This is a genomic window from Pseudoalteromonas byunsanensis (genome assembly GCF_001854475.1).
GTDB lineage: Bacteria > Pseudomonadota > Gammaproteobacteria > Enterobacterales > Alteromonadaceae > Pseudoalteromonas > Pseudoalteromonas byunsanensis.
In genome coordinates, this window is record NZ_MNAN01000026.1 from 448,380 (window position 1) to 464,798 (window position 16,419).

The window sequence follows — 16,419 nt, forward strand, 5'->3', positions numbered from 1 at the left end:
GTTTTTTATAATTTCTTAAGCAGATATCTTTCATTGTTGATTTCTACTTCTGAACTTAAATTTCTTGATAAAGTGATTCACGCTCAAGTACACGCTTTAAATAGTGCTTCGTTTCATCATAGGGCAATTCACTTTCAAGCGCTTCTAGCACTCGCTCAGGCGTCATTGAGTTAATAATACGGCTGGCGTTTCGAATATTTCTCGAACCATCACTGTTAAATACTCTGGCCACGTTACCTGCTCCGGTATTATATGCCGCTATCATGCAATACTTCCTACTCAATGGGTCGTTAATATACTTCAAATAGCGCTGATCAAGTATATGTAGATATGCTGTTCCCGCTTCAATATTGTTATTTTCTATATATAAATAGGTACTGGGCATAGGCTCATCGCGACGGTATAAAAAGCGGTTAACGTCTACACCAGCACTGGTGGGCACAATTTGCATAAGTCCATATGCAGGGATTGCTGACTTAGCCAGTGGATTAAAGTGACTTTCAGTGTGCATTACCGAAAAAACAAGGCTAGGTGCAATATCAAAGCGTTTACTCTGCTTTGCTACTGCACCAATGTAAGTTTTAGCTCTAGCTGGACGTTTAGTGGCTTCAGATAATTTAAATGTAAATTCACTTACCTTTTCTTTTGTTGGAGTCGCTTTTGCTAATTCTCTAATATTGGCTTTTAGACGTTCAAGACGCTTGGTCTGTAATAACTCTAACTGTTGTCGTTTTTGTTTAAGCAGTCTTTTAGCCTCAGCTTCTTGCGTGGGCGCTGTAGGTTGTGCAAGTTTGTCATCTAGTTGACGTTCTACCAGCCGGATCTGCTGCTGAGTTTGCTTCTTAATTTGCTGCTTAGCCCGAAGTAAAGATTTAGCTCTATGACCGTTATCTATTTCGTATTCAGTCACAACTTTAAAATCAGCTTGTTTTATCTGAGTAATAAAGTCCTGAAAAAATACCTCCAGCACGGCGTTGTCGATAGCGGGCAAAAGCCTATGAAACTCCTGATAAGCGTCCTCTGAAGTAAGCTTATTTTTATCTGAGTGACGCACACTGATGGTCAGTGTATTGTTCTCAAAATCAATATTCAATCGAGCATTATTTTCTTGATTATAATGCACGAAACGGGCTTGCTCAGAAATTTGTGCCTCTCCCCAACTGGAAATTAGCTCATTCCTAAACCTATCAAATTCAGCGAAATGTTGCTCTACATAGTCATCAAATTGCTGTAAGTGGTTTAATTTGAATTGCTCAAATTCATCCTTGGTAGTTGGGTTTTGATAGCTACTTTGCCACTGTGACATCGCCTCATTCAACTCACTGAATAGAATCGATTGAGATGCTAGTGTCTGCTCACTCATTGTCGCAAAAGCGAGGCAACTGATAGCCCCAAGCATTAGATTTTTATTCACCATTGCTGCTCCTTTTATAGCAATAATGACCACACTGGGTGGCACACAACCATATACTAAGTTACGCTTGCGTGCCCCCTTGAATTTGACTTAATTTGTTAGTCGTTCGATCTCTTTTTCTAAATCTTGTTCTGCTTTAAAAGCTTTAAATTCTTGATACAAGAACTGTTCATCTCGTGGATCGATTGAAGGTTTCGCTGACTTGATCAAATCTTTAAATAATGTTTTGGTCAACTCTGGTGATAAAGTAGTTAACGCACAAAAATAATCTTTTCCTGCTATATCAACTACATCAGCTTTTACTACGCGAGAGCCATTAAGTGTTTGCTTAGTAAGTTGCTTTGATACAGAGCTGAATGTGCTTCCTACCGTCGTCGCGTCATTAGCGTCGGTACGGTTAGCAAAAGTTTTGTCTAGGCCTTCGATACGTACTTCAATTTGCTGTGCCAATGCTAATCGCGCATTTGCTACAGCCATTTTCTGATCGACTGAAATATTACCTGAATATTTAATACAATCCGCTGCAGCAATGCCACTTTCTACAACTGGGTTAAGCACCCAATCAGGAATATTCACTCTTGAGCTTGATGCGCTGTTGTCTTTGGTAGAACTACAGGCTGATAGCATCCCAGCAAGTACAAGGGTAGTGATCAGTGGTTTAATTTTCATTTTCTTTCCTTTTGGCCTGAAGTGTTTATTATGGTGTAATCTAGCAGACTATAATGCACCTAACAGTAATAAATTGTAAAAACGATTTTTAACAATTTATTGCTTTTCAAACGCTTTGAGTTTATTTAAGTTAATTACAATATTTATTCAAATCGTCTCTTTACGACTAAACATAGGATGTGTCATTGAGTGCCCGCATTAAAAAAGCTGTAACATTGTGTATCGTTTTTATTCAAGCTTTCTTACTCAACGCATGTAGTATCACGCAGTTTAACCACCTTTCCCCTGCCCAACTAGCGCAACAAGGTGATTTTGTGCAGGCGAAACAAAACGTTATTAAAAGTTACAGTAAAACTGGTAACGATAGACTACTGTACCATCTTGAAATGGCCAGTCTATTCCATCTTGAAAAAAACTACTTAGCAAGCAACGAGCAGCTCGCAATTGCGATAACATTGATTGAGTCGTTTTACACACAAAGTGTTTCGGAATTGGCGTTAGTACAGCTCAGTGGCCCTACATATTCCACATATAAAGGCAAAGCATTTTACCTGCCGCAAATTCATATTATGAAAGCGCTCAACTATAACGCTCTGGCAAAACTTAGTTCGGACAATGCTCAGTATTACTATGATGCCGCTCTTGTTGAAATGCGTCAGCTAGACGTTTTTTTAAACCAACTAAAAGAGCAAAGCGGTGGATACAATACGGAGCAAGATAACGACTTTCTTGCTAAAAATGTCTACCAGATCCTCAAACCAATTTTTGCCCCTACTGATTTACTGGAAAACATTGACTACAAAGATGATGCATTTGCTCATTTTCTCAGTGGCGTATTATTTGAGCAAAGCGCAGAGTGGGATTCGGCTCGGTTACAGTATGAGCGAGCTATGTTCATGTATGAAAATGGTTTTGCAAAACAATACCAATTGCCTGAACAAATATCTGAACAGGCCCGCTCTGGATTAATCCGGGTGATGCGCAAGGCTGGCGGCTATGAAAATGAATTACGAGCGCTTAAACCAACAAACACAGGCGAAACAACCCAAAGTGCCAATGTGACGTTAGTACAAAATATTGGAATAGCGCCAAAGCGAAAGCAACTCAACTTGATGTTGCGTGCTAACAGTGAATCAAAAGCACTCGTAATGACTCCTATTCTTCTTGGAAACTATAAAGAACGACAAGCACAAATGCGTTGGTTTCAGATGCTCCACGCAGATACGAGCCTATTTGATATAATGCAGAACTATATGCTTGGAGACTTAGGAGATGTTGCGATGGGCGCTCTGACAAAGCGTCTACCTTTGGGGCCGTTATGGGATGACGCAGTTAAATTAGGTATCGTTGACGCACTCCAATTTGGCGCAAGGATCTCTGTTACTTATCTTGAACCATTGGACAATCAGGTAACACATAGTGAAGTGTGGTTAAATGGCCAGCCTCTGACAACCCTACTTCCCTACCACTCTGTGAGTTTATTGACGTTACAAGATGCACTCAAACAGGCAAATGCCGAGATCCATGCTGCGCTTAGTAGAGAAATCATAAAAGCACTGTCTGCCCGAAAAGCGCTAGATAAAGTGGGTTTTGAACAAAATAATTTATTAGGGAACCTAGCAAAGCTCACTACTTCTGTTGTAAATGCTATTACGGCCTCCGCCGATACTAGACAATGGCAAACATTGCCAGCAGAGATACGCGTCGCCCAGGTTTCATTACCCCAAGGTGAACACGACGTTATAATTAAAACCTATTTTCGCTCAGGACATATTATTGAACAAAGTGAGCACATCACCGCCAACAATGTCATGAGCCTTTGGCATACTCGCACCTTTGCGAATGCACCAAGCGAGCAAGCCGCACTCACCAACTCAACCTTGAATATGGAATAATGGTATGAAATATAATCGCAAATTACTGAAGCTAGTCCCTTTTGCGGTGATCTCGACACTTGCACTGAGTGCCTGTCAAAGCACCAAAGTACAGCGAATAGATGCAAACCAAGAAGTCGCGTTGTCTGATAAATGGAATGGTAAAGATTCTCAGCTAGTTTCCGAAGCGATGATCAGCGACATGTTGAGCTTCCCTTGGGTAAATGATCATCTCAAAAAAGAAGGCACTCGTCCCGCTATCATCATTCAATCTATTCGCAATAAGTCGCACCAACATATCGCAGTAGATACGTTTTTAAATGACCTAAAGCGCGCTATCTTACGCTCTGGTCAAGCTGACTTCGTTGCCAATAAAGAAATCAGAGAGGAAATTAGAGACGAGCGAAAAGATCAAGAACTCAACGCCAGCTTGGAAACTCAAAATGAGATGGGACAGGAGCAAGGAGCTGACTACGCGTTATCGGGCACTATCAATTCTTTTGTAGATCAACAAGGTGGCACTCGCGTGACATTTTACCAAGTAGACTTGCGTCTCATTGATATGACCAGCAATCGTGAAGTCTGGAATGGCCAGAAGAAAATTCAAAAATTGCAAGAGCGATCAGGTTATGGCTTCTAAACTAACAAGCATATTATGCATTGGCGCTTTGCTACTTAGTGGGTGCCAAACCACAGCAGACAAGCCCTCTACTACTCAGCCTGCATGGCTGACAGACACACCGAGCTCTGATTTTATGATTTATGGTGTTGGCTATGCAGATAGCGTCGGGGATATGCAAAATGCAAAACTTGCCGCCCAAGAGTCTGCTCGACTCGCCTTGGCTAAACAGCTTAACGTCACCATTTCTGCACACACCACGGTTTCGCAATCTGCAACCGAAAAATCGATGCAATATCATGTTGATGAGTTGATCAGTAGCCGTGTTCCTAATATTTTACTGCAAGGTGTGAAGATAGAAGACGAGTTTTGGCATAATAACACTGCATATGCCTTAGCTTCGTTTAATCGCACAGAAGCGATTATGCAAACAGAGTTGAGTATTAATGCTGTTGATGAAGAAATTATGCAAATTTCATTATCGGATAAAAGCAAGTCGCAACGCCTCAAAAAGGCAATCACATTACGCACCCTAGCAGTGAAAAGACAAAAATTGAATGACTATTTGCAGATGTTGCAAAGCCCCAAGCTACCATTGTCTAAAGATTTAGTATCGCAACTTTCACTCAGCGAGCAAGTACTCAATACACTCAGTTTTAGTATTGTCGCCGACTCCTCAGAACACGATAATATCCGAGATATCATGGCAAGTTCACTAACTAGCAATGGTATTCAGATCACTGCGAATGACGCAGACTTTGAGCTGACCTTTCGAGTTAATTGGCAGCAGATAGTCAAATCTGGCACCCATTACAGCATCGCGGAAAGTTTTATGGTGATCAAAGAACAAGGTATGGAAAAAGCACACTTCAATGACAAGGTAAAAGCGGCTTCTTCATATGCTCAAACAGCAAAGCACAATGCCATGCAAAAACTGGCCGACAAACTGTCACTACAATTGGCGCAGTTTATCGTCTACGGCGGTATATAACCGACCTCCAGTTTAAAATGTTTAGTGCCACAGTTTAGTTAATGTGGCACTAAAACCTTGAAAATATTATTCATTTTCTTCGTAAAAACGTTGTAACTGATCTTTTAGATTCGGTGGGATCCCTTTAATCGTCAAGGTATCACTGCGAGCATCATAAACAACCCTTTCTCCCAAATGCTTACGCTCGAATCCTACACTTACGCCACCTCCTAAACCAGAAAACTTAACCATAGTACTCACTGTTTTCTTATCAACAGGGAAAGACTCAGCAAGATCATAGCCTTGCTCCTTGTAAAAATCTTCAAATGGCGCATCCGAAGACTTAGATAGTGTTTGTGACAAGGATTCGATGTTAGCGTCTTCCCCAGACACAACACAGTCGTTACAATAATCAAATACTTCCTTGCGTAAAGTATCCTTTTCCTGCTTATTATACTGTTGCTCACTCAAGTAGTCTTCCACAGCATTGAGCATCACTTGTGACTGCTGTTTAGGATCGATCCCCTCTTCGCAGCCTAAAAAGTCTAAGAAGAAGTCAGCAACTTTACGCCCTGCTCTGCCCTTAATGAAAGAGATATAACGTGCATCATCAGGCTGTGTATCCCAAGCGGTTAAATCCACGCGAGCAGCTAGTTGCATACGCGATATATCTAAGTGTCGCGAAGCTGATAAATCCAACTCTGAGGTAATCGAGTAATGTTCTTTGATATTAATTAATGCGATTAGAACATAATCTGTCGCCACATACTGATAGTGGCAAAACACTAAATAGCCAACCTCATTAAATGCATATTTATTGAGCTCTTCTTTTAAAACTTCTGTTGCTTGCTGTGTAAAGTGCCAAAACCCCAGTTCATTGTTACGATAGCTCTGCATGGCAGCAGACACTTGACTGTTTTTTTCACCACTGAATGCACAGTACCCCTTACCTGGTTTGCCATTGTAAGCATGATGTAACTGTTCAATGAATACATTTACTTTATCGTTAATTTGCATTTCATCTTCACGTAAATGGATCTGCGTATCTTCATCGTGCTTGTCGACATAATGTACAACTAGCTTATTCACCGCTATGCTCATGTTTGTTTTTCACGCCTCTGGTGTTAAAATGAAAAAATTATAACTCTTTAATATTGAACCAACTGATGCCTATCCAATCTAAATATTCCAACGAACAAGTTGAACAAATTGTTGACCAGCTAATTGATGTGCTCACTCAAGCGCAGGCACCGGTTGATTTGAGTCTTATGTGTTTAGGAAATTCTATCACGCATATTTTAAAAGAACATGTGCCTGAAGCGAAAAGACAAACAGTTGCGGATAACTTCTCTAAAGCGCTCGTACAATCGGTAAAATAACTGGATGAATTTAACCCCACAAAGCCCGTTTTCGTCTAAAGCTAGCCAACTTCTTAGTTGGGGGCACTGGTTTACCTTTGCTAACATAGGCTTAGTCTTACTGATTAGTACTAGCTATTTACTTGCTGACAAGCCACCTGTATCTACGCTGGGTGGTTTTTACATGTTTATTACTTGGCTAAGTCACACTAGCTTTATCACGTTTTGCGCATTTGTTTTAACCATATTTCCTCTGAGTCTCATATTTCCTTACCCTAGGCATATAAGAGGCATGGCAGCACTACTGGCTACCTGTGGGGTGTCAATTCTTTCTCTTGATGCTTTTGTATATTTTCAGCTTGGCTACCATTTAAATATTCAAGCGCTACCAGAGATCATATCGTTACTGTGGGGTAAATTTAGCGGTTCACCATTACTTGTAACTATTTTAGCGGTTGGCTTTATTTTAGCGGTGTTAGTATTCGAGTTACTGGCGGGTAACCGTGCTTGGCGACACCTAGCTGAGTTAAAAACATATCGGTTTCCAAAATACGCCACCGCGATTTTAGTGAGCAGCTTTGCGGCAAGTCACAGCATTCATATTTGGGCAGATGCCAATGCCTATTTTGATGTCACCAAACAAGATAATGTACTCCCACTATCTTACCCTACGACCGCAAAAACTCTGTTAGCTCGCCATGACCTATTAGATATTAAACGATATGAACAAGCACGAGATATTAGTCTAACAAACGTGCAAAGCCAGTTTGCATTTGATAGGCCTCTACCACTATGTCAGCCACAAAAAGTGACACCGGCAACAATCGTTGTATTTGAACAACACTCCGAGTTAACAACTTTTGTAGGCAAATACAAACTGCAGCCAACGGCGCAATTATTACAACCATCTAATCATGAGGATGCAGTTTTTAACTTGGTGTTTGGGTTACCTGCGTATTATAAATCTGCGATGTCGCAAAATTCACAACCTCCTTGGAGTTCAGAAGGCCAGCTTGTAAGTGTAATGGGTTTAAGTTCTATCGTTGATATAGATGTACAATCGGCACCCATAAAAATTATTGGCGCTAATCAACTTGATGATGAAAAAAATATTGAAGGCCCTGTTATTGCATTTTCTCTAGCGCCGAATAGTACCGATGTCATTTACAATAGTGTGTTCTACAGTAACTACTTTGACTCTACCGATCAAATTACGTTTAAGCAATTACATGACATCACACACACACTTGTCGCCAGTCATTTAGGTTGCCCTCAACTTGCCACCAGCACTATGTTAGGTAGAGATCTCAAGCACTCTAACAGTAATGAGGGAGTTAACTATACGCAAGGTGTACTTGTTGCTTTTCGTAAAGACCGCATCACACTAGTTAGTCAGGACGGTAGTTATAAGAACGTTTCAGGCACTGAAGGGTTTGCGATTGATCAGAAGTTAGATATTCCATTTTTAATCAATAATATCAAAGTATTGAAAAAGTTTTCACCACAGAAACACTCTCAGTAATTTGCCATTTCTTAATGTTTGTCTATCTTTGAGTTAGGAGATTTAACAAAAGGAAAACCTATGATACGCGGTATATTTGTTCTGGCACTATTACTTTCCCTTCCTAGCCAAGCTAAAACTATCGTTAACTACTACAAGTGCGTTTCTGAGCGAGGAACGGTTTACAGTCAATTTCCTTGCGCTGGTAATAGCACTCAGCATACTATTACCAATATTGATCCAAAGTCAGGCACCTCATCAGAGCAACATTACAAAGCTCTCAATAAAATTGAAAAGCAGCAAATCATCCGTAATTTGAAAAACGAATTAAGAGCGAAAAAACACCAAGCAGCCATTTTAACTCGTGAACGAGATCAAGATACGCGAGATCAACAGCTACGAGTCAATCGCATTATGGATGACAACGAGCGCAAAGAGACACTTGACGATATCAAACGTCAGCTTAAAGCGATCAACAAGGATTACCACAAACAAGCTAGAAAGCTGAACAAACAAATCGCTCAATTAGAGAAAAAACTAAAGCGCTATGAATGAGTGACACGCACACTAAAAAAAGCTAACCTACAAAGAGGTCATACCACTTAGGGTGTTAGAGTGCATTCTTATACTATCGCAGAGCTGATTTTGGCTGGATTTACTGAGCATTATCAGCGCTTTCAGAGCATTACAAAACAGACTGGACACGCTTTTTCACAACAGGACTGGTCACGGATCCAGCAAATAAGTAAGTCTAGGATCAGTCATTATGACCAGCGGGTTGAAGAAACTGTCGACCGACTAAAAGCCTCTTTACCCTGTACAAAACTTAATGAACCCCTTTGGTATCAAATTAAAAAAGACTATCTAGAGCTGCTTAGTTTCCACCCTCAAGCTGAACTGGCAGAAACCTTTTACAATTCCGTTTTTTGTCGTCTGTTCCACCGACGCTATTTTAATAATGACTTCATTTTTGTTGAGACCACTTTAAAAGATGCACCTGCGCTTCCGGTTGAAGCTGAATATCGCAGTTATTTTCCCGTTGTTTCAGGGCTGAAGCCAACTATAAAGCAGATCATCAAACAGATTGACTTCAAGTGTGACTTTCAAAACTTAAATAGAGATATCAAACTATTAATGAAAGCCTTTATACGTCAGGCACCCGATACACACCACCGAAGTCATATGATGCGTTTTGATATACTACAGGCCCCTTTTTATCGCAACAAAGGGGCTTATATCATAGGTCGTGTCGTTTCAAAAAGTGGTATACAGCCGTTTATTATTTCAGTGCTTCACCATGCAAAAGGTGGGTTATACATAGATGCGCTGCTAACTAACTCATCGCAAATGAGAGTTATCTTTGGATTTGCCCGAGCCTATTTCATGGTGGAAACTCATGCACCTTCTGCTCTAGTTAGGTTCTTGAATCAACTAATGCCTAATAAAACGCCGGCTGAACTTTACAATGCGATTGGTTTTCATAAGCAAGGAAAGACCGAGTTCTACAGAGAGTTCCTGTACCATTTAGAGAACAGCCAAGATCAATTTACCATAGCTCCGGGCACGCCTGGAATGGTGATGATGGTATTTACACTTGAAAACTTTCCCTATGTATTCAAGGTAATTAAAGATAAATTTTCCGAAAGCAAACCTTTTGGTCGAGACACCGTACTTGCACGCTATCAACTGGTTAAAAATCACGACCGTGTTGGTCGAATGGCAGACACAATAGAGTACTCCGACGTTGTTATCCCTAAATCTCGCATTGCTCCTGAACTGCTAACTCAACTACGCAACACCATTTCTGAGAGCTTGTTAGAAGAAGGTGATATGTTGGTTATCAAACATTTGTACATTGAACGGCGTATGACACCTTTGAATCTATACTTGCACAATGCTAGTCCTGAACAAACTGAAATTGTCATGATGGATTACGGTAATGCGATTAAGGAAATGCTCCAAGCGAATATCTTCCCAGGCGATATGCTCCTTAAAAACTTTGGCGTCAGCAAGCATCTACGAGTTATTTTTTATGATTACGATGAGGTTCAGTATCTCACCGACATGAATTTTAGAGACATGCCAAAAACCAACTTATCCGACCTATATTCAGGTATTGACGAGCATTCCGCCGCTCCACAAGACGTATTTCCAGAGCAACTGTGTACATTTGTTCTCACAAACCCTACACTCAGGTCCATATTTGAGAAAGCTCACCCAGAGCTTTTATCAGCAAGTTACTGGCAACAGGCACAGCTCGATGTTAAAAATAAGGTTGTAAAACATATATTTCCTTATCCACAAGAGCAGCGCTTTATCCACTTAGATAAAACCATAAAGGAACGCCGTGAACATTAGTAAAATCGACCTAAACCTATTAGTCTACCTAGATACCTTACTGCGCGAGTGCAATGTTACGCGCGCCGCAAATCAGTTAAGCATCACTCAGCCTGCTATGAGTAATGGACTAAAAAGGCTGCGTAATTTATTTAATGATCCGATTTTGGTTCGCACCAGCGAAGGTATGGTTCCCACTGAACGCGCACTTGAACTGCAACCAGTTATACGCGGTATCCTAATGACGCTAGAAGAAACATTGGCGCCAAATCGTGAATTTGTCGCCAGTCAAAGTAATCGCGTTTTTCGGATCATGGCCAGCGACTACGCAGCTAGCACTCTAGCACCTAAGCTATTGAATAAACTCCATGAAGAAGCTCCTGACACTACGCTTGATATTCTCACGCCAAGTGATGTGACCTTTCATGATGTTGAAAATGGTAAGGTAGACATGGCTATTAACCGTTTTGAAAATTTACCTCAATCGTTTCATCACAAACAAATTTGGAAGGATAGTTTTTGTTGTCTGATAAAATCTGACAACCCTATTATCGACAACTTTAATCTAGATGCATATTTAAAAGCACGCCACATTTGGGTAAGTAAGACCGGTTTTGGCGTCGGTGTGGGTATGGACCCTGCAGATGTACAAAAACTTGGCTGGGTCGATGAGGCGCTGGCTCACTTCGGTAAGCATCGTAATATTGCTACTTTTACCCGTAATTATCACGTTGCAATACATTTAGCAAAAGAGCAAAACTTGGTAGCTACTTTGCCGTCAAAAGCTGCTAATATCTACAAAAATGATCCAACGATAGCAATTTTGGAACCCCCTTTCCCTATCCCACCATTCGAGCTAGATATGATATGGAGTCCACTGTTACACCGTGATGCTAGCCATATTTGGTTAAGACAGAAAATAGCGGAAGTAGCGCAAGAGCTTAAATAGTTTTAGGTAGCCATAAATAGTAGTGTGATACTGAAGGTTTATCAGCATCACACCACGTATATTACTCTTCTGCGGGCCAACCCAACGGAATTACAGGTACACTCAAGCCTCTAGCTGCGATAGCTTCCGGTACTGTCATAGTTGAATCAGTCGGTGTCCATAAGTCATTGGTGAAGGCTAACGTACTGTCTTCTAATGCAATATCTCCAAGAACACCACTGGCGTCTATATCAAACAAAAACGTGCCTAAGCCATCATAGTCGCAGCTTACTGTCGGTGCATATTCAATATTAGCTCGATGGTCAGTCCCCAAATAAATGCTTAAGGTGGAGTCAAACTCAAAAAATTGTCTTTGCGTTTTACTCACCAAGGTATGGTCAGCACCAGGGCCCGCCCAGTTACAAATAAAGCCAGATATAGTGCCGTCAGTGTTGTCGATTGACGCGCCATAGCCAAAATGAGACTCTCCATTATCAAGACTGGCATCGTTAAAACCAATATTAAATACTCGACTGTTTCCATCTCCAGCACCAGCTTGCCAAACGTGAGCATAGTCACCCGCTAAGGTTGTTAGGTCAAAATCTGCGCCATAGATTGAAAAGTTCTCACTCCAACCATCGGGATTCGATACAGCATCATAGATATTATCAACATCAACAATATTATTGCTGTTAAATACATTGGCCACGCCATGACCACACAACGTGCCACTGCGTGATTGCAACACCATATTGTCGCCATCTCTTTGATAAGCTATTGACCCTGCTAAAGTTCTCTCATTTTGCGAGCAATTCATACCGGGAAATTCAATACCTGATACGCCGACCTCACCCTCAACGGTGTATCTTAAATACCCTTCATACTGCTCACTGTCTGAACTCGGAACATGTGTCATATCCAAAGTAATGGCGTACACATCACTGCCTACTTGATAGCTCAGCTCTATTTGATACAGCCATTGTGTGGCTGTTTGCTCGATGCTGGCGTTGCTGAAGGTAACATCAGTAACCCCTGCATCATTCATTAATCCAGTTACATCAAGCGTGCTACCTACCTCAGGAAGGCTACTTCCGTCGGCTGTAGCGGCGGCAACCATACTGGCCAGTGTCATCAGCGACATAGTTGTTTGAGATTCAACACCTTCGAGCAAGGCATTCGTTTGCGCTACAGCACAAGCATCGCCGCTGCTATCTGATGCCAACCAAAGCCCAAGATCTCCACTAGGTAAGCTGCCACTTGCACTGCTAGGGCTAGATGCATCTGGGTGACCACTGTACATGACGACAGGCCCAAAACAACTAGCGTTATGCCCGGTAACATAAAAGGCATTGACATCAAATGTATCACTGATTGAAGTATCGCCTTTTAAAATAGCGTCGATCAGTTCAGTCGCTGAAAAATAACTAGGTACGGTAGCGGTCGTCTCTGTAAGCGAGCCACTAGCAAGACCTTGGTTTTCCTGACGTCTTGAAAAAGGTGAAGTCGTCATAAGTTGTGTTGGAAACACCATTGCTACCTGTGTGTCCGGGTCGGGGTCTGGCTCAGGGTCTGGCTCAGGGTCTGGGTCTGGCTCAGGGTCCGGTTCTGGCTCTGGGTCTGGATCAGGCTCTGGGTCCGGTGTTGGATCAGGTATATCACTATTATCACTAGGTACTTGAGGCTGTTCATTATTGGGCGTGTCATCAGATGAACACGCTACACATAACCAACTTACTAAAAAACAGAGCAATAGCTTCTTCATATGGTTAGTCCCTTTGCAACAGAGTCTTATAGGCTTAGCAAAAGCATTGAGTAAGTGCAAAGTACATTTTGAGGAACAAATCAGAGTGATTTTGTCTAAAACTCTGAATCAATACGCTATCGCTATATAAATTAAGACTATTTTTTGACCTAGCTTGGAGTACAGGCTTGCTCATTACGGCTAAAAAATAACTCATAACAGCTCCTTCACCTCCTAACTGATAAAGATTTGATGAAATACATCAGCTCGTCGCAAGGTCTTCATTAGCAGTAATTAAAATCAGTTACTGATCAACATCCTTAAGGTGGGGAGAAACTACCAATATGAAAGTCACTCTAAGCGTATTCAACATTTTATGTGTCGCTTTTTCTGCACATGCTGAACTGGTTACCTCACTGTCCAGTGAAAGAAGTGAATATAACTTAAATTTTCATCCTTCCTTTAGTCGTGTTGTGTTGGCACGCTCAGAACAAGATTTCGAAAACGCTGAAGTCTGGGAGTATCAGGTACGAAATAGTAGCTTTACACACCCTCATAGAATAAGCCTTGGACCAGCCGAATTTAAATACTCAGATCCAATGTATTCCCCTGATGGGAAAAAATTATTTTTTATTTCTGATAGGCCAATAGAAGGTGAAAAAATTCGCCAAGACTATAATATCTGGCGAGCAACGCTCATGAGCCAAAAGGCTAACGACATTATACCGTTAGCTAAGGACATCAATTCTGCTGACGATGAATTTGGCCCTGAAATCCATCAAGGGACACTTTATTTTTCAAGACGCAAAGAGCGAAATTACATTCTTATGTCTGAAGATAGAAAAACTCACAAAGCCAGGCAATGGACAAACATACCCAAAGCACAAGACATAGAAATGCGCAGTGACCTTAGCCTTTCTCCAGATGGAAAGGTGGCTGTTTTTTGGCAAATATCTAAAACCATCCCCCAAGCTGATATTTATGCGAGTCGCTATATTTCTGGGCATTGGAGTGCACCTATCAAGTTGTTGGCGGATGTAAATTCAGAGCATCATGAGATTAGCCCACAGTTTTCACCCGATGGCAAATGGCTCTATTTTAGCAGTGAGCGCCCAGAATCTGGCTATGCCTTGTTTAATATTCACAGAGTCAGTACCGAACAAGCGTTTCCCAAGAACTGGTATGAGGCGCACTTTGCTCCTAAGCGACTAAATTTATTGGCAGAAATGGCCACTATACAAGACATTGAGCAGTTTGCTTACACGCTCACTTTAAATAGCTCAGGCAAAACAACGCAACAGCATGTTTTGGTTGATTACCAGCCTTTTAGTTTGAAGATCGTTCGAGATCAAACCAAATACGACATAAATCACGAAACAGGCTTAAAAACAGACTTAAATACACAGTACAAAACCACTATGGACAGCAGTGAAATTAACAAGGAATTACGGAGTTTGCGCTTGAATTTCTTAGATTTATTTAAGCAAAAAGACACGCTGATATACAGGCAATATAGTAAAAACAGAAATAATGAACACCTTTATCGTGTAGAGTCACCCGAAATAGAGCCATTTAGTATATTGGTCGACAAAAGTAAACAAAAAATATTAAAGTTATTCTATGATGACTCTAGTTTTGGTATTGAGTCTGATTATCAAAAAATCAATGGGATATGGTGGCCGCATAAGTTCTCATTCCATTCTGACAACAAAGAACTAGCCACTGGATTATTTTCAAATATGTGCATTTACTTTGCGAAAGATAATACCAACAAATGTGCACTTATGGGAGAAGATAAATAAGCTGTAGAGCAGTTTATTCCGATAGATAGGGGTGATGGTGGGTGAAAATTCAAGCTACATAAGTACTGTTTTTATAAAACTATACTTGTGAAAAATGAGAGGCTTGTGCAAAGCCTCTCATATCATATTAGCGAATATATACTCGCGTATAACTAATCGTTCTCGCATATGACGAAGATGGGTAATAGGCTCGATCAAAGGTTATATTAGGCACGATACCCGTGAATATTTTTGAATGCGAACCAGCAGCAGAGCTATTTGATAATACTAATGCAGCACTGTTTGAATATGGTGAACCAAACAAGTTAAGTGTAGCACTATTGGTTTCTAAAGAATCTGCAAGCGAATTTCTGATCTTACTTACACTAATGAAGCTCCGATGCCTAGGTTTTGAGTCAAAAACTCGGTACTCTTCAACCATAATTGAACCCGTGTCGCTCTTCAAGGCTTGCCAATATTCGTCCTCAAGCACCCCTTCACTATCATACTTAACTGAATTAGTAGGATTTAATGGTTTTGACATTCTATCATTTGCAAATAAAGTCCACCCACCTCCTTTGGTGGTCATATCACAATACACAGATATTTCGAAAGCATTACCTGTAGGCCCATCTACATCAATGTGATAGAAACCATCTCCAATGCTTTTGCCAGCATGCAAAATTTCTTTACACGAACTATATTTAGGTTCAGAACTTTGTTTAGCAAACTCAAACTTGGTATTTTGTATCTCACCTGTATCTTCATCAAAGGCTGAGAACACATATTTATAGATCCCCAACCCATATGTCTGCGGCACATTGATGTAGCCATTTGACTTATCAATGCTCTCATTCGGCATTAAGATGGTAGATTTTGGCGCCGAGCGCGTCATTATTTTCCCATCTGGAAAAATAATATAATCGTAGTATTTTACATTTCTAACTTGCTCGCTGTTGTTTTTTAACATGCTGGAGAAATAGAGCCTACCGCCCTCTTCACTTACCACTGGTTTTTGCTCATGTGCAGAAGCCGTAATATTTAATTGTGCAAAAACCCCAGGGCTAGAAAGTAGTAATAAACTAGAAATTGCAATTGCTTTTTTCATATCAAATCCTTTTTTTGATCGTGTTTTATCGCGCAAAGGATTATACATCTTTCTTTTGTAACTAAAAAGGGTACGCTAATATCAAAGAATATTTTTATAATCGTAGGTTGGCAAATTGG

Annotated in this window: 14 protein-coding genes; 9 read left to right on the forward strand and 5 right to left on the reverse strand. The window is 40.8% G+C overall.

The genetic code is table 11. From position 1 onward, the window contains the following. Positions 1-55: 55 nt before the first annotated feature. Together BIW53_RS05565 and BIW53_RS05570 are read right to left on the reverse strand one after the other, a co-directional pair. Entirely contained in the window at positions 56-1,417 is a 1,362-nt protein-coding gene (locus BIW53_RS05565) for a transglycosylase SLT domain-containing protein (RefSeq protein ID WP_245699360.1), read from the reverse strand. A gap of 87 nt (positions 1,418-1,504) precedes the next feature. Beyond that, positions 1,505-2,083 (reverse strand): LPP20 family lipoprotein, encoded by a 579-nt coding sequence (locus BIW53_RS05570; protein ID WP_070990874.1) that lies wholly within the window; start codon positions 2,081-2,083, stop codon positions 1,505-1,507. Between the two features lie 185 nt (positions 2,084-2,268). Between BIW53_RS05570 and BIW53_RS05575 the strand changes: the two genes are divergently transcribed. Genes BIW53_RS05575 through BIW53_RS05585 form a run of 3 tightly spaced genes read left to right on the forward strand, consistent with a single transcriptional unit; the run spans position 2,269 to position 5,567 of the window. After that, the gene (locus BIW53_RS05575; protein WP_070990875.1) at positions 2,269-3,978 is read left to right on the forward strand and encodes a COG3014 family protein; all 1,710 of its coding nucleotides are present in this window, start codon (positions 2,269-2,271) and stop codon (positions 3,976-3,978) included. Between the two features lie 4 nt (positions 3,979-3,982). After that, on the forward strand, positions 3,983-4,597 hold the full coding sequence (locus BIW53_RS05580; RefSeq protein ID WP_070990876.1) for a penicillin-binding protein activator LpoB: 615 nt from the start codon (positions 3,983-3,985) through the stop codon (positions 4,595-4,597). Beyond that, on the forward strand, positions 4,587-5,567 hold the full coding sequence (locus BIW53_RS05585; protein ID WP_084228079.1) for an LPP20 family lipoprotein: 981 nt from the start codon (positions 4,587-4,589) through the stop codon (positions 5,565-5,567). The genes BIW53_RS05580 and BIW53_RS05585 overlap by 11 nt, the downstream gene beginning before the upstream one ends. Positions 5,568-5,633: 66 nt before the next feature. Here BIW53_RS05585 and yejK read toward each other — a convergent pair whose 3' ends face one another. Beyond that, on the reverse strand, positions 5,634-6,647 hold the full coding sequence (gene yejK, locus BIW53_RS05590; protein ID WP_070990878.1) for a nucleoid-associated protein YejK: 1,014 nt from the start codon (positions 6,645-6,647) through the stop codon (positions 5,634-5,636). 65 nt (positions 6,648-6,712) lie between these two features. Here yejK and BIW53_RS05595 point away from each other — a divergent pair, with 65 nt between their 5' ends. From BIW53_RS05595 to BIW53_RS05615, 5 genes are read left to right on the forward strand one after another with little or no spacing between them, the layout of a single operon-like run. Then, entirely contained in the window at positions 6,713-6,925 is a 213-nt protein-coding gene (locus tag BIW53_RS05595) for a YejL family protein (protein ID WP_070985102.1), read from the forward strand. Between the two features lie 4 nt (positions 6,926-6,929). Then, entirely contained in the window at positions 6,930-8,426 is a 1,497-nt protein-coding gene (locus BIW53_RS05600) for a DUF3413 domain-containing protein (RefSeq protein ID WP_070990879.1), read from the forward strand. 60 nt (positions 8,427-8,486) lie between these two features. Then, positions 8,487-8,960, forward strand: coding sequence for a hypothetical protein (locus tag BIW53_RS05605; RefSeq protein ID WP_070990880.1), 474 nt, complete (start codon positions 8,487-8,489; stop codon positions 8,958-8,960). Positions 8,961-9,020: 60 nt separating this feature from the next. Next, complete coding sequence (gene aceK / locus BIW53_RS05610; RefSeq protein ID WP_070990881.1) at positions 9,021-10,763, forward strand: bifunctional isocitrate dehydrogenase kinase/phosphatase; 1,743 nt, start codon at positions 9,021-9,023, stop codon at positions 10,761-10,763. Further along, the gene (locus BIW53_RS05615) at positions 10,753-11,691 is read left to right on the forward strand and encodes a LysR family transcriptional regulator (RefSeq protein ID WP_070990882.1); all 939 of its coding nucleotides are present in this window, start codon (positions 10,753-10,755) and stop codon (positions 11,689-11,691) included. Before aceK ends, BIW53_RS05615 begins: the two co-directional genes overlap by 11 nt. 61 nt (positions 11,692-11,752) lie before the next feature. Here the strand turns inward: BIW53_RS05615 and BIW53_RS05620 are convergent, their stop codons facing one another. Next, complete coding sequence (locus BIW53_RS05620) at positions 11,753-13,432, reverse strand: hypothetical protein (protein WP_070990883.1); 1,680 nt, start codon at positions 13,430-13,432, stop codon at positions 11,753-11,755. 323 nt (positions 13,433-13,755) lie between these two features. On the opposite strand from BIW53_RS05620, the gene BIW53_RS05625 reads away from it, so the two are divergent. After that, positions 13,756-15,213, forward strand: coding sequence for a PD40 domain-containing protein (locus BIW53_RS05625; protein WP_070990884.1), 1,458 nt, complete (start codon positions 13,756-13,758; stop codon positions 15,211-15,213). A 127-nt stretch (positions 15,214-15,340) separates the two neighbouring features. Here the strand turns inward: BIW53_RS05625 and BIW53_RS05630 are convergent, their stop codons facing one another. Further along, positions 15,341-16,300, reverse strand: coding sequence for a fibrinogen-like YCDxxxxGGGW domain-containing protein (locus BIW53_RS05630; protein WP_070990885.1), 960 nt, complete (start codon positions 16,298-16,300; stop codon positions 15,341-15,343). Between the last annotated feature and the right edge of the window lie 119 nt (positions 16,301-16,419).